Genomic DNA, 16,346 nt, shown 5'->3' with positions numbered 1-16,346 from the left:
CACTGAAAACTCAATGGAGCATGCGTTATTAATTCATGGTATCAACAGTGTACCGTCCCGTACTGAAACGCTAAATGCATCACCCGATGCTATTAATCCAATTTTCATAGACCTTTTTTGTAAGGTCATAATGACTTGTCAACAGTTTGAAAGAAACTAGCAATTTTTTTTGCATTTTTTTTAATTATAAAAAAAACAGGTAATAATAAAAAAAACAAAAAAGAAACAACTATTGTAACCTCAGACCCACGCCACAAAACATCAAAAGATTTTGAATTACCAAATGCACACTCGCTGAACTTTAAGAAATACGAACTGTCTACTATATATTCAGAAAGACAAATAATAAATGTTATAGAGACTTCCAAGGCCTGCAGGAAAACAAACATTGTTCGCTGTCTGTCAACAAACTCAATTTTGTCATAAGGAATTTTGTCAACTCTTGATTTGACCGATAGCCAAAAATTTTCTCTTGAAAAGCTTATCACTACAGCACTAAAAGCTATAAACAATGACCATTTATTGTCATTGGCAAACCCTAAAATAGCCATTAAAACAATAGTTAAAATTAGTGTCAGAGATACAAAAATTCTTTTATAGCCGACCTTTTTGCCCTTAAAAAGGCTCGTATCACTTAAAAACCATAAAAAGTAAGTGTCACTGAACTTCCAAACAATATAAAATCCTAAGATCATAATCGCTGATGGTCGCAATTCGTCCAGGATTAATATTTTTTTAAAACTATTTACAATATTAAGCACCGAAAAAAAAGTAAAAAAAACAAATGCACTGTTAATAATGGCTGTCATAAAACCATTTATTAAAAAGAAAAACGACTTCAATTGTTTTTCTGTTAACTTGGATGGGGAATACTGACATTCATATCGTAGTCCAAAAAAAGAAATGATTAATAGCACTGATACTTGGATCCATTCCACAGAAGACAAAAACTTTGTTTTTAACAATAAATCAGAAAATTTAAATAGTCCAAAAATTGTAATAGCAAAATATACCAACACTGTTGAACAAATTAACCATTTATTTTTAATTTTCCCTGTAATTGCTGCTCTAATAAAAGTCACGTTACCGCCTCCACTTAAAATTGAATTAACTGAGCTTAATAAATCCATGCTTAAACGACGGGGCGGCTAATTATTATCTTGTTCCTGCGCCCGTTGAATCTGTGTCATGGTTTCCAACCAATCATTGGTCAACGCCTGTTTGGCCGCCTCGGCATTATGATGATCAATTGCGCTTAATAACGCTTCGTGCTGCCGACCATTGATATCAATACTGACATCGTGGTGACTGAAAAAGTATGTCTCAAAACGTAAAATGTGACTGTATAGGAAATCACTAAACTGCGTTAAATAGGGATTGTCGGCAACCGCTAAAACCTGTTCGTGAAAAGCTCGGTCAACGCTCAGTTCTGTTCCAACATATTGCTTATGCAACGCCGTCGTTAACCGCGAATCGATTTTTTGCAGTTCATCGCGCTCGGCAGGACTGATCTTGCTGACCATTAGCTGAGCAGCTAGTCCTTCAATAGCGGCCATTGGCTGGTATAACGTTGCTACGTCATCATGATACAGTGGCGCCACCCGTGTGACTTGCCCTGTATTCATAATGACGAAACCATCCGTTGCCAAACGTTGTAAAGCCTCGCGTACTGGTGTCCGACTGATCGAAATAGCGGTGGCCAACGCGGTTTCTGCCAGTTTTTCACCTGGTTCTAGCGTGCCATCAATCAACCAGCTGCGAATTTGCTGATAAGCATGGTCTGTCGCCGTCTCACGTTTGATTGGTTGGCTCTTTGGAATGGGCATATTATCCACCTCGTTTGAAATATTACATACACTATACACTAATTATTAACTTAGCACGCTAAATTGACATCTGGTCTAGAATACAGATGTCGCATCATTTACGTGAACAAAGCTCAAGATTTTACTAATGCTAACTAATTCGAATCAGTAAAGGAACTCATATGACAAACACCATCACGCAAACGGAGATTCGGCACCTGCGTCTCCAAAATAGTTTACTGGTTAACCCTGCCAATAGAACGCTGGCACAAACGGTTGATCACTTGCTGGGTATCCAAGCACAATACGGTAATGCTGCATTACTAAATTTATATAATCGAATCGACAACATCACCCCGCAGGACTTTCAAACAGCCGTGCAGGCGTCACCAATCGTCAAAGCTTGGGGCAATCGGCAAACTTTGCATCTCTTCACGCAACACTCGTGGCAAGAATTCGTCACCATTTTCGGTGACCGTGCCACCTGGGTCACTAAACACCTGCGCGAAAACAACATCGATCCGAAAGAAGCTTTCGACCACTTTCACGCGTTTGGCCAAGCGCATCCCCACTTTACCCGTGACGAACTGTTCGCTGAGTTTGGTGAGCAAGCCCCCATCCTCTTCACTTGGAGTGCTCTTTTGTTAGACGAATCAATGCACGGCCGGTTGTACCTGCCTGCCATTGCCGCCACCAATACTAGTTTCACCGCCTGCCCGCCAGCGCCCCAGCAATCGCTATTACCGACACTTCAACGTTATGCAATTGCTTACTTTACCGCCTACGGTCCAGCCACGTTGCAAGACTACGCCCACTTTGCCGGCCTTTCCCAAACGGCACTCCACCTTACGGAAATGGATCTGAGCAGTTTGGCAACGTTTGAATACGACGGTAAGACGTACTACGGACCCGCAGATAATGTGCCCACCAAAATGCCTGCGCTCATCATGCTATGCAAGTTTGATCCCCTACTGATTGGTTATGCAGACAAAACGTGGCTCACCACGAAACATCAAAAGAAGATTTGGCATACTGGTGGACAGATTGAGCCGATTATCCTAATTGATGGTGATTTGTACGGTACTTGGCGATATCAACTCACAACGAAGAAGCTCAATGCCACCGTGGATGCATACAAGATTATTAATAAACAGCGCAAACGACTGATTGAACGGCGGCTAACCGAATACGCAACTATTTTTGGACGAGCGCTTGGAAAAATCACGTACACTGGGAAAGCCTATGGTGTGAAAAGTTAACGCGTTGCATTGCAATCTCATCAAAAACAGCCTCCAAATGAGTTGGTTAAAAACCATTTCATTTGGAGGCTACTTTTATTTCAGATAACCAAATTTACTTTTTATCACGCTTGGGACGGTACAGACCAAATCCCAATAGACCCAAAATCAATCCTAGCAGAGACAGACTTTGTTCAGCATGTTGCCCAGTTTTTGGCAGTGCCGAGGTTTTAGCTTTCGTAGTTTGAGTACCAGACGCAGATGGCATCTTTGGCAGGCTGTCCTTTGCTACTCCTACAGACACGGTTTCTTGGTTTTGCGTTGAAGATCCAGTCGCAGAAGTCATGCCAGGTTTGGCTATGGTAGATGATTCTTGACTTGAATCACCTGCGGATTTCTGATCGTTTGTTTCACTCTTAATAGCCGTGACATGGACAGTTACTGTCTTACTAATGCTGTTGCCTTGACTGTCCACGTAACTGTACGTTACCGAATAATCGCCAGGCATCTGTGGATTTACATTTCCGGCTACCTTCACATCGTTTAGTTGCAGTGGCTTACCGTTAGCGTCAGTCGCGCTGTCAAAGTTATCACTGGCAGTCCATGTGGTATTGGGACCAGCAACTAGATTACTGTCATGGCCGTCTACACTGGCTTGGCTAGCGGTAACGTGAACGGCAACAGTCTTGCTGACATTGTTACCTTGACTGTCCACATAACTGTACGTTACCGAATAATCGCCGGGAATTTGAGGATTTACATTTCCAGTCACGTTTACGTCACTTAACTGCAGTGGCTTACCGTTGGCATCAATCGCACCGTCAAAGTTATCAGCGGCCGTCCACGAAGTATTTGGACCAGCTACAAGGTTACTGTCATGGCCGGTTACGCTTGCTTGGCTGTTCAGCACATGAACAGCAACGGTTTTGCTGACGTTGTTACCTTGACTATCTACGTAACTGTAAATGACAGAATAATCGCCGGCAACCTGGGGATTTACACTTCCAGTCACCTTCACATCATTTAGTTGCAGTGGTTTGCCACTTATATCAGTTGCACCATCAAAATTGTCAGCGGGCGTCCACGTGGTATTGGGACCAGCAATTAAGGAGCTGTCATGACCTGATACACTAATTTTGCTAGCTGCAACATGGACAACCACCATCTTGGTGACACTGTTACCTTGGCTATCTACATAACTGTAAGTTACGGAATAGTCACCAGGCACCTGTGTATTTACAGTGCCTGTTACTTTTATGTCACTGAGCTGTAAAGCCTTTCCATTGGCATCAGTCGCGCTATCGAAATTATCGCTAGCAGTCCACGTGGTATTGGGACCAGCAACCAAATTACTATCATGACCGGTTACGCTTGCTTGACTTAATGTGACGTGAACCATCACCGTCTTGTCAACACTGTTTCCTTGGGTATCTACATAACTATAAGTTACAGAATAATCACCAGGCATCTGTGGATTTACGCTGCCAGTTACCTTGACGTCACTTAGCTGGAGTGGTTTGCCATTGGCATCGGTCGCACCATCGAAATTATCACTGGCAGTCCACGCTGTATGGGGACCGGCAATCAAGTTACTGTCGTGACCCTTCACGTTTGCCTGACTAGCTGTGACGTGAACAACTACCGTCCAACTAACGTGATTTCCTTGACTATCCACATAACTATACGTGATCGAATATCCACCAGTAACCTGCGGATTAACGGTTCCTGTGACTGTCATATCACTTAACTGTAACGGCTTGCCATTAGCATCAGTTGCGCTATTGAAATTATCGCTAGGCGTCCACGTAGTATTCGGACCGGCAACTAGATAACTGTCATGTACTGATACCCACGCCTGAGTGGCTGTAACATGCACAACTACTTTCTTGCTGACACTATTGCCTTGACTATCCGTATAACTATAAATTACCGAATAATCGCCGGGCACTCGCGTATTTACACTACCGGTGACTTTTACGTCACTTAACTGTAGTGCCTTACCATTGATATCAGTCGCACCGTCAAAGTTATCACTAGCCGTCCATGTAGTCTTTGGACCGGCAATCAAGTTGCTATCATGACCGGCAACGCTAGTTTTAACGCGGCCAACAGTTACTGTATAGGTATGTCCAGCAACAAATGTTTGCCCTGAACTCCATTGGGCTGGTGTGAGGGTTATATCATCCGTTAACGTGCCATCGTTGACGTTTATATCAGTGTTAACGTACATCGCCGGATCAAGTCCTAAAGCGACTAACGAATCAATAAAACCTTTTCGGGAATACTGAGTTCCGTCCTGCCCAACTTTTGTCAACACCTTGATGACTTTATTAGTTTCGGCATCCACTATGTTGTAGGTATCTGTCACCGTCGCATGTGTATAGGTCAGCACCTTAGTAATGCCAGGATAGACAATTCCCTTTAAGTTTGCATCTGGGGCGTTTATCCCTAATGAGCTCGCTGGCAATGTGGGATAAAATCCGCCGCCCTCTGTGTAATTACCGGAACCGGCAAACAGCACGCCCTTCGATGCTAATTCATTCATCGTATTAGCATTCATGCTTATTGTCTTAGGGGTTGTGCTAACATCCGCACCCGTGTGAACAGGCAGATGAAGAACTGGCCAACTAGACGATATGTTTGCATTGGTATCATTAGCGCCATCATTAGGTCTGAAATAATAAACCTGCCGGCCATCTGTCGTATCATTCAATTGGTAAGCGATCATAGAATCAATTGAAAAGCCCTTTGCCTTCATTTGGGCCACTAGATCATCCGCCGCCGCTTGCATAACGGTCAAACCTTGTCCCGTAATCGATGTCGGCAACACAACATAAAATCCATACAATTGCTTATTTAAATTGGTAACACTGTACGGAAATAAATCAAAAACACCAGATGCGTTAAATAAAATATAGTCGCCCTGACCAGTCACAAAGAAATTGGACAACGCCGGTGCCTGATTTAATGGTGGCGCAGTGACTTGAGATGCACTTGATAATGTGAAACTCGTTTGAACGGGTGTCACTTGGACTTGGGGTGTAGGATTCTGTTGGACTAACTGAGCTATAGTCTCGGTGTCACTCTTAGTCTGACTATTTACGCTTTCTGCCGAAGATAATTGGCTGTCCCCAATTGAAGCCTGACTCGTTGCACTTGATACAACTGAATCTTCCGCAGCTGATTGCGTATTGGGATCGGCGTTGCTTGCTGAATGGCTGTTAGTATCGGATAAGGTACTCGATTGCGTGGTCGAATGCGCAGCACTAGATGAAGCTGCGGCACTGCTGCTCAGAGCATCCTGTTTTTGTTCAAACTGACTCGTTGCTTCCGTGCTTCTCGATGCACTTATTTCACTACTTGGTGTTGAAGGGGCTGTATTGTTATTCACTGCCGTGCTCGCGGTTGATGATGCTTTTGAAACATCACTAGTTGGTGTGCCTTCTGAACCAGTACTACTCGAAACCGCGCTTGAAGCACTTAATGCATGCGCTGTTTCCGTCGTCAAATTTGTTGTGGTCGCTTTGATTGCCGTTGCATCTGTTGATCCAGTGTCTGCATGAACTATTTCAGAAATTCCGGAATAGGTAAAAACACCAAACATTCCAATCGTCAAAAATGCTCCTGGAATCCAAGCTCGTTTCTTTTTGGCTGCATCTTCATACGTTAATTTGTTATAGGCACTAAATTTCATGTCTAGTTTCCCTCTTTATTGATTCGTGTCCGCATGTAGCATTTGCAAGGAACACTCATGTTTTATTTAGTCTGCTCTAAGCAAGTCAATAACACGTCGATGTTGATGATGAAAACCGTTGATTTGCCAATCGCAAATTCAATCGTTTTACATTAGCCGCTACAAGTGTTACCCCCTTGATTTTTTAGCGACTACAATATATCATTGTGCTTGTAAATCGTCCACAGGATGTACTCGCTACAAAAAGATAAATTTGTGACGAGCTAATCGAGAAAATAATATATGTATACCAATTCGTGTATATGTACTATTCGAGCGTGAGCCATTTATTGACTAAGGCTTTTAAAATTTGAGAAAAAGGTTGGTATATTAACTATGGTAATAATTTATACCACTCCATTTAATCGACCATCTCGAGAAGCTGTTCAATGGTTTAAAAGACATAACGTGCCTTTTACTGAAATAAGGATTACTCAGCATGATCGATTGTCAGTTAAGACCTTAAAGAGACTTATTGCTGCCTCAGAAGATGGCGTAGATTCCATCTTGGCTCGTCGCTCAAGATCTTTAAAATCGATATCTGGTTTAGATACGATGAGCTTGAATAATCTGTTAAAAATGATGAGTCTAGATAGTCACTTGATTCATTTTCCACTTATCTTTGATGACGAGAGAAACATCTTGGTAACCCACGGCCAAGAAGAACTCGGAGTATTCATCTCCCACAAAGAACGGATTGCAGAAATGCAGGCGCTTCTGAGGAGCCATGGCTAATGCATACTTTTAGAAGTTGCTAAAAATCAGCATTTTACAATGTGAGACCCAATCTGATGTTTTCCCTTTAAGTTTTTTGCGTACTCAATTATCGGTTCTAATAAGTTGCGCACAATTCGTTAAAAATGGTAGCCCAGTGATTGGTGATTGTATAAGTTGGGGCAAAACTTAAATCACTTCAATCTGCTGAAAGAGCTCTGCAATGCGAATTGGTCACCTCTTTACTGTGTAAACCTTGCTGACACATAAGCCCTAGATCAGAACTGCGACGAACTCATTAACTGGCTTGAGACACATTGTCTCGACATTCAAAAAGAACAGAATAGGAGGTAGGGCTTGAAACTTTCATCGTTTATTTACCAAAAACGGTACTATGCGCCTCAGTTATCCCTATCCCCTTCCATAAGCTGCAATCGGCAATCTTTAGCATGTCACTCAGCAAGTAAAAGTCACAGCGGGCTGTCACCGCCTAGCACTTTGTATCATGCATGCCGAGTGCGCCTACAAAAATAGCGCCACTTCCATCACGGAAGTGGCGTTATTTGTTTTGCATTAACTTCATTTTTAGTTTGGCTAAGGATTGGCTGAAGTCAGTTTGTTTGAAAACGGAAATTTTACTTCAAATCCAACCTGACTTGGCTTAATTAGCGCTGGCCGTCTCTGCGGCCTCAACCGCTTGGCTGGCATAGAGGCCAGCCAAATATCCCGAGGAAATTCCCCATGTATTCATCATGCTCGGCATAGAATCATGACCGTTAGCACCGCCCACAATTTCACCAGCAGCATAATAACCAGTCACATCCTGATCGTCTGTATTCTTAAGTTGCATGGTCGAAGGATTAATACTATAACCACCCAACGTTGTGGCAAACCGATCACGCTGTTCAACAACGTAGAATGTTTCACCGTCAAACTGATGTAAGTACTGGGCATCTCGACCAAAGTCTGGGTCTTCTCCTGCTTCGGCCTGTTCCTGATAACGCCGAACTGTTTTAACCAATTGATCAGAATTGATGCCAGCTGCCTGAGCAACCTCACGAAGACCACCTTTAACAAACACTGGCTTCTTGTCTGGATTATCAAAGTAACCTTTAATCTCGGCCGCAGTGAAATCATGTAGCACCAGCAAAGCATAAACTTCTTTCCAAGTGCGTTCGTCCATCACCATAAACGCAACTTTGCCCGGCTGATCAAGAATAGCATCTCGGAACTTGGCGTAAACGTCTGATTCATTAACGATCCGCTGACCACGGTTATTCACATAAATGGCGCCCATGTCAGTGGCTTTTTTTGAAGCATACGTTGTCAGTTTAGCAATCCCTGGCTCCACTTCAACACCGTGTGGATAAACTTTGTACCAACCGAGATCGTGCGATTTCAAATTCAGTTTGTCATTAAAACTGTACGCATCCCCTGTAGATGTCATTGGGCCATAATAGTCGATACCTTCACTTTCAGTGCCACGCATCTTCTGATTGGCGCCATACCCACCTGCGGCCAAAACAACAGCTTGTGCGTGAATAGTAATCGTTTTATTTTTAGTTTCTGCTACAAGACCAGTTACACGATTATTACCGGTCAAAATATTTTCAACACGGGCATCTAAAAGTATTTGACCACCGTTTTGTTTAAATGCTGCTGAAACTTTTTTATGAATTCAAAACTAGAAGCACTCGGCAACTCAATCTGTCGTTCCACAGAGTGCTCGGGTGTTTGTGTTTGGGCTTTTTGGTACGTGAGATCCGCATAGTCACTGACAAAATCGATCGCTGAACCGATATTATTTACCATTAACTTGGTTAACTCAGGCAAGTTCGTATTACGACTTTCTTTTGTCACATCATTGAACAACTGTTCCGGTGAATCTTGCTGTTCTGGGAAAATGCGCGCCGCAACCTTTGAACCAGTGGCCGTCACGTTAGAACCATTAAGAATAGTTGCGCCACCAAGATAGCCGTTTTTCTCGACTAAAATCACTTTGTGTCCCAAACTGAGTGCCCGACTAGCGGCAACCAAACCGGCTTCACCACCACCAATTACGACAACATCTGCGGTTAGTTCGACATCTTGATGCTCCGTATTTGTTGGAACAGAATGTAACTTAACATCAGCTGCATTAATCGCAGACTTGGCGGAATTTAATAACGCCTGTGTCATCACGGTTGCGCCACTAATTGTATCAACATCAAATGACTGATTAGCAATAATATTTTGTTTAAGTGTATCTACCACCTGATTAAAAATACCAGGCGTTTCAGAATGCTTCAATACTTTAAAATCATCAATGTGATTATTCGAAACGTCCACTTCATAATTAATAATACCGTTGTGACCATTAGCCTGGCCGGTAATTTGCTGTTCATTGCTCATAATGGATTCTTCCTTTACTTATTTTTCCAAACCGCGAGACATTAATATTTTATTCTGACGGGTAACAAAAACGGCTTCGACATCTGTCATATGATCAACCAATTCGAGCCCACGTCGACTACCTGCAAAGAAACAGACCGTCGTCAAGATTTCAGCCAATGTCGATTCCGGCGTCAGGATGCTAACAGAGGCAAGATCGTTATCAATTGGATAACCAGTTAACGGACTAAGAATATGATGATACCGGTGACCGTCAACAATGAAGTATCGTTCATCAATGCCAGAAGTCACAACACTTTTCGCCACCGTACTTATTGTCGTCAAAGGTTTCCCTGCCGGTTGTTGTGAATTGCGAATACCCACATGCCACCAGCCATCCGAAGTTAACGGATTGCGGCCAAACAATTGAACGTTACCACCAAGGTTCACAATGCCAGCTTTCAAACCATTCGATTGCAACAGATCTATAATTTGATCGGCAAAATACCCTTTGGCAATTGCACCCAGATCCAATTCCATTCCGCGCCTAGTCAGATAAACAGTTTGCTGCTCATCATTCAACAAAACATCATCGGGTTCGATAAGCTGCAACCGTGCCTTAATATCTGCTGGATCTGGCAACCGCTGTCCATCGAAACCAATTCGCCATAGTTTCACAAGTGGACCGATCAAGACATTAAAACTGTCACGGTATTTGCGGCTTGCCACTACACCCCGTTTGATCAGATCGTACAGCTGGCGTGGCGCTTGCACTGGTTGCACACCAGCTTGGCGGTTAATCTTCATCAACAGGGAATCCTCCCGATTAGCTGAAAATATCCGATCTGCGTCCTGTAAGTAATCGTAAACGGCCTCAACTGCAACCGGATTACGTTTGAATAAGGTCAGTGAAACCACCGTGCCAAACATCTCAAACTGAGAAACGTACTTTTTTGTGGTCACATTGTTCGACACCGCAATACCTCCTGACTCACACTGACTGATCGATGATAAAGTACGGACCGACCAACAATCACTTATTTGGTCGGCCCATCTATCTCGCTATTTGTATTTCTAGTTCAACTTCAAATCTTCTAGTTCTTGTCGTAAATTCTGTAGCGGAATCTGCCCTGGTGCTGAAGCGGCACCAACTGTTGCAAACGTTAATGCAGAGCCAAAAGTTTCACCCGCAATCCGAGAAATTTTGCCCAAATCACCCATCGACATTGTAATCAGTGGCTGATTTACAGACGCTGCGGTTTTAGCAGTGGCCGTTAATAAGGTCAGGACATCAGTAGCGTTATGAGGCATTACTGCCATCTTGGCAACATCAGCGCCGAGCTCAACCATGCCTGTTAAACGTGACTGAATTTCATCAGTAGCTGGTGTTTTGTCAAAGTCATGATTGCTCATAATGATGACTACATTTTCTTCATGAGCAGCGCCAACTAATCCTTTCACGACTGTTTCATCATGAAAACGTTCAACATCTAGTGCATCGGTAAAATGCCCTTGAAGGACAGTCTCGCAAACCTTGAAATAACCATCATCGGCTAATGCCAGTTCGCCGCCTTCACCTTTGGTTCTAAAGGTCGTTAACAACGCAATGTCACCAAGAATTTGACGTAGTTGCTGCCCTGTTTGGGTTAACTGCTCTGCATCCAGTACACCATCAAAATAATCAATTCGCCATTCCACAACATCTGGTTTAACCGTGACAATCTTTTGGGCCTGTTCACCGATTTCATCCGCGGTTTCACCGGTAATCGGTACCGCAATTTTCGGTCGACCAACACCAAGAGTGATGTTTCTGAGTTTAACTGTTGCTTGATTGATCAAGATGTTTCACCTCTCTAAAATTGCTTTCGATTAAAAATCATATTTAAATAAACTTGTACTTCAAGTTTCGAACCATCACTAAGGCAATTAACAACACACCAATCAAAGTCACGGCAATATCAAGTTTGAATACCCACAACACACTAGCGGCCGTATTGTTGATCACAAAACTCGAAACAAATGGACCAACGAAATAAGTCAACGCCGCCATGAAACTGTAGTAACCCGTAACTTTTCCTTTTTCTCGTGGGAAATACTGTGACAGGATGGTCAATCCCAGTTGCCAAATGCCGCCGGCCGCAAAGAATCCAATAACAATACTCGTTATCTGTGCTAGCCACAAACTTGGCATCAGTGTCATCCACCCCAAGAAAATCAATGAAATGCCTGAATAAGTCAGGACTAGATACATTGGTTTAATTTTTGTCACAATAACGGAGGTCACAAACACCGAAATCAAGGAGGCAATCGCATACCAAGAAACCAAACCTTTTGCAGTTGCCGCGCTGACCTTCAAAACGGAGATACCAAAGTTTGGCACATACTGCGTAAACACATAAAACGTAAAGGAAATCGTAAAACCAAGAACAACCAAAGCAGTCCCATCAATGAGAACGCTAGGCTTTGATTTAGCAACTTTTTGCCTGTCCAATGCTGTGTCAACCGATGTCTGTTTCGATTCTGGTTTGCTTTCATTTTGTGGACCGAACTGACTGCGCATGATAATGATGGCATCGACGACCATGATAACGGTCATGCCAATCAAGGCTACCTTTGAATCGGGGATAGCGGCCACAATAAACGGTAAAGCAAACTGGGCAAGTGACATTGCGGCCTTAACAAGCGAATTCATACTAGCTGCACGATTTGTAAAGGCATCCGACAATGCCGGATAACTCGAAGCATCACTGAAGGAATCGGTGGCACCCATAAATAGCGCAAAGATTGAGGCCCACACAACATCTCGACTCAATACCAATCCCAAAAAGAAAATAATCGTCGTAGCAATACCGACAAGCATCGTCAGCTTTCGACCAAAACGATCTGATACATAACCTGCAAAAAGAATCGTTAACAACCGGCCAATCCCAATCATCGAAATAACGGTTGAGATTCCCTTTAAGTTGGTATTCCAAAGTTGCTGAAAGCTATTACTATACTGAGAAATAATAATCGTTGCCATTCCAATGATGGCGTAGTTGAGGTATATTCCCGTTGCCAACGGAACGTATTTCTTTGTCATTTTTTCACAGCCATTTCTTTATTTTGCTCGAACTTTAAAAGGACTATTTGCTAGTAACATCGTCATCGTTGAACAAAAGGTCACGAATATAATCAACTGGCATATCTTCACCCGTCCACAATTTAAAGGCCTCAGCACCTTGTTCAAGCATCATGCCTAAGCCGTTAAAGACATGTTTGACGCCAGCTTGTTCGGCCACTTTCATCAGTTTTGTTGTTCGTGGCGCATAAACGGTATCAAACACAATCATGTCCTGTCGGAACCAGCTAGGATCGCTCACTAAGGTTTCATCCTCTAAAGGCTTCATGCCAACACCCGTGGAATCACAATAGATTGCTGATTCAGAAATTTGCTGTTTGAAGTCATCCTGGTCAGCTAACGTGTGTAACGTCGCATGACAATTTGTCTTTTCATTAATAATGTCAACATTATGCTTAGCATTCTTTTGGTAAGCACTATCCAAATCAAAAATAGCAATTTCTTTTACGCCATCTAAAGCTGCTTGAATGGCGATGGCAGTACCAGCGCCACCAGCACCAGCCAATGTCATCTTTTCGCCGCGAATATCCAAGCCTTCATCAGCTAATGATTTCATGAACCCTGTCCCATCGGTTGTGTAACCCGTTAAAGTCCCATGATCATTTACAATCGTGTTAACGGCCCCAACCATTTCGGCAGCCGGATCCAATTTATCAAGTAATGGAATGACCTTTTGCTTATTTGGCATTGAAATATTTGATCCACGCATATCCAGTGTTCGAATAGACTCGATTGCACTTGGTAAAGTATCATTGCCAACTTCAAAGGCCAGGTATGCATAGTTCAATCCTAATTTTGCGAATGCGTTATTGTGCATCGTTGGCGACATTGAGTGTCGGATCGGATAAGCCATCAAACCAATTAAAATTGTGTGTCCATCAATACGTTCAGTCATTTTAAGTCACTCCTATTTTCTTATTCCTAATTTTGTGTAATTTTGTTAATTAATTCACTTTTTATGTTAGCGGTTACAAAGATACAAATAAATAACGCTGACTTGTTCAATCAATAGAATTCTTCTATCATTCAATCAGAGGTGATTTTATGAATTTGCGCCACTTAGTTTTCTTTCAAGAATTAGCTAAAACACAGCATATGGCACTTGCCGCCGAACATCTTGGCATTTCACAACCGTCTCTGAGTTACGCCATCAATGGGTTAGAAAAGGAACTTCGCGTCCCATTGTTCGAGCATGAAGGTCGTAACATTAAACTCACTCGATTTGGCAAATCGTACTTAACATACGTTAACGCCGGCCTTGCCAAACTAACCCAGGGAGAAGAACTCGTTCAGCAACTGATGGACGCTAACACAGGCCATATTGAACTTGGCTTCACATATACACTTGGACAAGGTCTTGTGCCATCAGTCATGAGTGCCTTTCAGAAAGCCACTAATAATACCAAAATTTCTTTTGCACTCACGCAGGGTAACTCATTTCAATTACTGAAGGCACTCCGCGATGATTCACTGGATCTTGTGCTGGCCTCCCGTGTCCAAAAACTGGGTGACGTTGATACCAGTAAAGAATTTCTTTTCACACCACTTGTGAAACAGGAGATTGTCTTAGCAGTTCCCGCAAATCATCCATTAGCACATAAGAAAAACGTTTTCGTTAGTGATATTGCTAAATACCCTCTCATCAGCTATTCAAAGACAAGTGGATTAAGACCGCTGATTGATAAAATTCTTGAACGTTCTGGTATCAGCCCACAAATCCGATACGAAGTTGAAGAAGATTACACAGTGGTCTCATTCGTAGAGCATAATTTTGGAATCGCCTTGGTACCAAATTTGCCACAGCTTAAACAAGAACACGTTAAGTTGCTACATCTCACTGATAATTATGTCGCTCACCAATTGTATTTAGTTACTAAAATTAATCAGTTTATGGCACCGTCAGTCACGCGATTCCGGGATTTTTTGATACAATACTGTGCTTTCGATATCAACGGCTACGAATAGCCAGTTAGTGAATTAATCAGTCTCTCTAATAGCTGTCATATTCAAGTATGAATCTCCCCCTTTTCTTTTGTTTCCTCGTATCATCAAACCAAGTGAATAATTCCTTGAGGGAGGTTAAATTATGAGCGAACAAAAACAACCAGCCATTACTGCTGTTGTGACTGTTTATAATCTTGGTAATTATCTGGATCCCTGTTTGGCCAGTTTAGCGCGCCAAACATTAAGCGATTTCGAAGTCATTATGGTTGATGACCATTCAACAGATGGTTCAAATAGTGTGATCGAAAAATGGGCGCAAAAGGATTCTCGCTTCATTGCCGCACATTTGCCAGAGCACAGCGGTGTGTCGGCTGCCCGCAACTACGGCATTGACCATGCGAGCGCACCCGTGATCTGCTTTGTGGATGGTGATGACCTTTGTGAACCAAACTATCTACAAACTTTCGTGGATGGTATGAGTCAACCCGGTGTTGACCTTGTAACTGTTGGCTATCGTTGGGGTGGCTATGCTCGTGGAGCCGTTTCCGGTATCACCGGATGGCACGAAATTAGTCAAGATGACATGTTATCCGAAGCGACAGAACACGGTACCCAAATTGGTGGCTACACTTGGAATAAGGCATTCCGAGTTAGTGTTATCAATCGTTTGATGCTGCGTTTTGACACCCATTTAAAACTGGCTGAGGATTTGCTGTTTACCGCGGATTACGAAGCTGGTGCACAGCGTTTTCTATTTAATCCAACACTCGTCTACAACAAAGTAAGTCGGCCTGGTAGCACCATCCACACTGCATCAATGGCTATGCGCCGCGGCGAGATGGAAGTCGACGCGCACATTGATCAGTTGCGAGAAAACCTGAATGCAGGATGACGATGACTGCCCACTGTCTTATAATTGTGGAGTAATCACATCCAAAGGAAGTTTGTCGCATGCAGTTAACCGCAAATTCAATGACGCCAGCTGGCTATCACCAAATCGAACAGGAAATCACCCGTTTGGAGCTCGACCGTCCCAACCGCATCAAACAGTTGCAGGAAGCCCGCGCTCTAGGTGACTTATCAGAGAACGCCGAGTACAGCGCCGCTAAACGTGATTTACGTCATCTAGAAAGCCGTTTGCGTTATCTGAACAAGTTGCTACAATACGCCGAGGTTGTCACACCAGAAACGCCAGATCAGGTCGAGGTTGGCAAACATGTCGATGTGCAATTCGATGACGAAAACGATACTGACGCCTACCAAATTGTTGGTAAGTTTGAAGCAGATTTGGACGCTAACAAAATTTCGTTCGACTCGCCATTAGGACACGCCATGATCGATCATAAGGTCGGCGACACCGTCACGGTTAACGCACCAAACGGGGATTATCAGGTTACAATCAGGAAAATTAAGGGTTAACG

At 43.1% G+C, this 16,346-nt stretch carries 12 protein-coding genes and 1 pseudogene; 5 read left to right on the top strand and 8 right to left on the bottom strand.

What is annotated here, in order from left to right; all coding sequences use genetic code 11:
- Nucleotides 1–125: 125 nt before the first annotated feature.
- Together GB993_RS08255 and GB993_RS08250 are read right to left on the bottom strand one after the other, a co-directional pair.
- The gene (locus GB993_RS08255; protein ID WP_161003884.1) at nucleotides 126–1,082 is read right to left on the bottom strand and encodes a hypothetical protein; all 957 of its coding nucleotides are present in this window, start codon (nucleotides 1,080–1,082) and stop codon (nucleotides 126–128) included.
- A gap of 66 nt (nucleotides 1,083–1,148) precedes the next feature.
- Entirely contained in the window at nucleotides 1,149–1,826 is a 678-nt protein-coding gene (locus GB993_RS08250) for a GntR family transcriptional regulator (RefSeq protein WP_161003883.1), read from the bottom strand.
- Nucleotides 1,827–1,987: 161 nt separating this feature from the next.
- On the opposite strand from GB993_RS08250, the gene GB993_RS08245 reads away from it, so the two are divergent.
- On the top strand, nucleotides 1,988–3,064 hold the full coding sequence (locus GB993_RS08245) for a DNA glycosylase AlkZ-like family protein (protein WP_161003882.1): 1,077 nt from the start codon (nucleotides 1,988–1,990) through the stop codon (nucleotides 3,062–3,064).
- Nucleotides 3,065–3,158: 94 nt separating this feature from the next.
- Here GB993_RS08245 and GB993_RS08240 read toward each other — a convergent pair whose 3' ends face one another.
- On the bottom strand, nucleotides 3,159–6,737 hold the full coding sequence (locus tag GB993_RS08240) for a bacterial Ig-like domain-containing protein (RefSeq protein WP_161003881.1): 3,579 nt from the start codon (nucleotides 6,735–6,737) through the stop codon (nucleotides 3,159–3,161).
- 375 nt (nucleotides 6,738–7,112) lie between these two features.
- On the opposite strand from GB993_RS08240, the gene GB993_RS08235 reads away from it, so the two are divergent.
- The gene (locus tag GB993_RS08235; protein ID WP_161003880.1) at nucleotides 7,113–7,511 is read left to right on the top strand and encodes an ArsC/Spx/MgsR family protein; all 399 of its coding nucleotides are present in this window, start codon (nucleotides 7,113–7,115) and stop codon (nucleotides 7,509–7,511) included.
- 640 nt (nucleotides 7,512–8,151) lie between these two features.
- Here the strand turns inward: GB993_RS08235 and GB993_RS08230 are convergent.
- The 5 genes and pseudogenes from GB993_RS08230 to GB993_RS08210 form a co-directional block, all read right to left on the bottom strand.
- A pseudogene (locus tag GB993_RS08230) lies at nucleotides 8,152–9,881 on the bottom strand (FAD-dependent oxidoreductase).
- An 18-nt stretch (nucleotides 9,882–9,899) separates the two neighbouring features.
- Nucleotides 9,900–10,835, bottom strand: coding sequence for an FAD:protein FMN transferase (locus tag GB993_RS08225; RefSeq protein WP_161003879.1), 936 nt, complete (start codon nucleotides 10,833–10,835; stop codon nucleotides 9,900–9,902).
- A 99-nt stretch (nucleotides 10,836–10,934) separates the two neighbouring features.
- Nucleotides 10,935–11,696 carry a type I 3-dehydroquinate dehydratase gene (aroD, locus tag GB993_RS08220; protein WP_165450118.1) on the bottom strand — a complete coding sequence of 254 codons (762 nt, stop codon included), beginning with the start codon at nucleotides 11,694–11,696 and terminating at the stop codon, nucleotides 10,935–10,937.
- A gap of 46 nt (nucleotides 11,697–11,742) precedes the next feature.
- Entirely contained in the window at nucleotides 11,743–12,942 is a 1,200-nt protein-coding gene (locus GB993_RS08215) for an MFS transporter (RefSeq protein WP_161003877.1), read from the bottom strand.
- Nucleotides 12,943–12,985: 43 nt separating this feature from the next.
- A complete protein-coding gene (locus tag GB993_RS08210) occupies nucleotides 12,986–13,876 on the bottom strand; it encodes a shikimate dehydrogenase (protein ID WP_161003876.1) in 891 nt (296 codons plus the stop codon).
- 149 nt (nucleotides 13,877–14,025) lie between these two features.
- Between GB993_RS08210 and GB993_RS08205 the strand changes: the two genes are divergently transcribed.
- From GB993_RS08205 to greA, 3 genes are all read left to right on the top strand, one after another.
- Nucleotides 14,026–14,946 carry a LysR family transcriptional regulator gene (locus tag GB993_RS08205; protein WP_161003875.1) on the top strand — a complete coding sequence of 307 codons (921 nt, stop codon included), beginning with the start codon at nucleotides 14,026–14,028 and terminating at the stop codon, nucleotides 14,944–14,946.
- A gap of 121 nt (nucleotides 14,947–15,067) precedes the next feature.
- Entirely contained in the window at nucleotides 15,068–15,817 is a 750-nt protein-coding gene (locus GB993_RS08200; RefSeq protein ID WP_161003874.1) for a glycosyltransferase family 2 protein, read from the top strand.
- A gap of 59 nt (nucleotides 15,818–15,876) precedes the next feature.
- Entirely contained in the window at nucleotides 15,877–16,344 is a 468-nt protein-coding gene (gene greA / locus GB993_RS08195; RefSeq protein ID WP_161003873.1) for a transcription elongation factor GreA, read from the top strand.
- Nucleotides 16,345–16,346 lie beyond the last annotated feature (2 nt).

Source organism: Furfurilactobacillus milii (genome assembly GCF_009864005.1).
GTDB lineage: Bacteria > Bacillota > Bacilli > Lactobacillales > Lactobacillaceae > Furfurilactobacillus > Furfurilactobacillus rossiae_B.
This window is presented reverse-complemented; position numbering and strand designations above follow the sequence as displayed.